The organism is Oceaniovalibus sp. ACAM 378 (genome assembly GCF_008085915.1).
Taxonomy (GTDB): domain Bacteria; phylum Pseudomonadota; class Alphaproteobacteria; order Rhodobacterales; family Rhodobacteraceae; genus Oceaniglobus.
Window position 1 is genome coordinate 1 of the sequence record NZ_VSJK01000061.1, and the last position, 2,211, is coordinate 2,211.

Genomic DNA, 2,211 nt, shown 5'->3' on the forward strand with positions numbered 1-2,211 from the left:
GAAGGCGGATAGAAAAATCTGCATGAGGATGAGGACTCCGTGAACGCAATCCCCAATTCAGAATCCATCTCGCCCTCACAGGCAAGAGCGACCGTTCACGCCTTCAGTTCCAAACGCGATTCCCCTGCACTGTTCGGGTGGAAGATACCGACCCAAGACCAGCTGACTCAGTTTGAGTTCCGGATCCGGGAAATCTCCCTGACATCTCCAATCGTCTACACAGCGCATAATTTTGATTTGATGCCAACCTATGGTGAGAACCGGAATCGGCTCCTTCAAATGATCGCAGATCATGGCACCATGATTATCCACCTTAGTGAAGCCAATATCGCCCCCTATAACCGGCATCATTCCGCAATCCAAGGATTGCAGGATCTTCCGACAGCCGTGGTCCCGCATGGAGATTATCAGCCCTACTTCCGGCTGAATGCCGAAGCCTTTCAAGATCCCGCCTTGCAGACTGATAAGATCAAGATTCTCGTATTTGGGCATATTCGAACAGAACAAGAGCTGAAGTTCTGCTTGGACGTTGGAAAAGAGCTGGGAGAAAACCACTTTCAGCTGCTCTTTACGGGTGCAATTCATCCAGATATCATTCACTGGAAGGAAACTCACCACTTTCGCGACGAATGGGATGGCGGCGCGAGACGCGTTCACTTCAACGTGCCCAGCGAACAAATCATCAGTCTGGTCAGTCAATGTGACGGACTACTGATCCCGCGGTTCGACCGCCTGAATTCTGGTGTGCAGTTTTTGGCATTCTCCCTATTGAAGCCCGCTTTCGTGCCTGCCCAAAATGCGATGGAAGAGGTCCAAAACCAAGCTGTAGGACAGGGAATTTACACACCAAATGACGCGAAATCGGCTGCCGAGGTGATACGACAGAATTACGAGAGCTCTATAGTTGCCAAAATGAAGCTGCAGTTCGACACCAATGCGTTCAATTATATGGAGCAGGACGTATGGGCCGTTGGCCTGGCGCATAAAATCGCCTACGAGCGCGCCGCGGAATATTATGATCGACGCAAAGCTGTGAGGGCGGAATAAATGGAAACCGTTCGCGTTTATTCTTGGAAGCCTGCCAATTCAATCAACTTCGGAGATGAAATCGGCCCGATGATTGTTCAGGCATTGTGCCGAAAGGCCAATCTTGATCTGAACATTCTGCCAACCACGTCCCCGACCCACTCAAAACTTCTTGCCGTAGGCTCTGTGCTCCACGAAGCGCGCGGCTCTGATGTCGTCTGGGGGGTGGGCATCAACTCGAAACACCAAAGCCTGCTTCCGAAGAACGCCAATATTCGGTTCAATGCCGTTCGGGGTCCCCTCACGCGGTCGATTGTGCGGGATCAAGGCTTTAATTGCCCAGAGGTCTATGGCGATCCCGGCTTACTGTTCCCGATGTTGTTTGATCAGGAAATCCGCGCGCGTCGCGCAGAACTGGAACGGTCCGCGCATGAGCTTGGCACGACGATGCCAAAGACCATCGTCATTCCCAACATCAATGATGATCGGTTCTTACCGTATTTTACCGCATCGCAAATCGATGAAGACGTAATGTTTGTGCGGCCCAACTTTAGCCCGATCACCGTGGCGGCTTATATTTCCGCCGCGAAACGCGTCATATGCAGTTCCTTGCATGGGCTGGTATTCGCCGATGTATATGGCCGCTCCACCACTCGAATGATCAGCCATTTCGAGCCAGAGTTCAAATATTCGGATTATTTTGAAGGTACGGGGCGCAGCACGCCCCGGGCCTATCCCGATTTGCGCAGCGCACTGGATGGTGAGGAGATTCCTCGTCTTGATTGGGACCCTGAGCCAATTCTCAACGCCTTCCCGCTGTTCGACGAAACTATTGTGCGCTCCTTGAGCGTTAAAACCTTTGAAATGAAGCCTAATAAAGCCTACGAAGTGGCTGAGTTGTCCGACAACAAGACGCCGCTGGTCAAGGGTTGGGCCAAGCCGACGAGCGGTTCTGCGTGGAGCACCGAAACCTGGGCGGAATTTGAGTTTCTCGTTAAAGAGAGTCTTTCCCCGGGCGCGAAGCTGCGTATGCGTGTTGGCACTCTCAGCAAGGGTGCCAGGGCAATCGCGTTTGGCTCACGCGTCTTACAGCCCATTGAGAACGCTGCATAAGAATGCCTCATCCCAGCCAGCTCGCTTGAGTTTGATGCTGAGAGAGCCTTTGGATGTGTCGCGTCGGACGAC

Annotated in this window: 2 protein-coding genes; both read left to right on the forward strand. The window is 52.6% G+C overall.

All coding sequences use genetic code 11. The features are described from left to right. The first annotated feature begins 39 nt into the window (after positions 1–39). On the forward strand, positions 40–1,047 hold the full coding sequence (locus FQ320_RS25095; RefSeq protein WP_148475981.1) for a hypothetical protein: 1,008 nt from the start codon (positions 40–42) through the stop codon (positions 1,045–1,047). Continuing rightward, positions 1,048–2,139, forward strand: coding sequence for a polysaccharide pyruvyl transferase family protein (locus tag FQ320_RS25100; protein WP_148475982.1), 1,092 nt, complete (start codon positions 1,048–1,050; stop codon positions 2,137–2,139). It abuts the gene before it with no gap. Positions 2,140–2,211 lie beyond the last annotated feature (72 nt).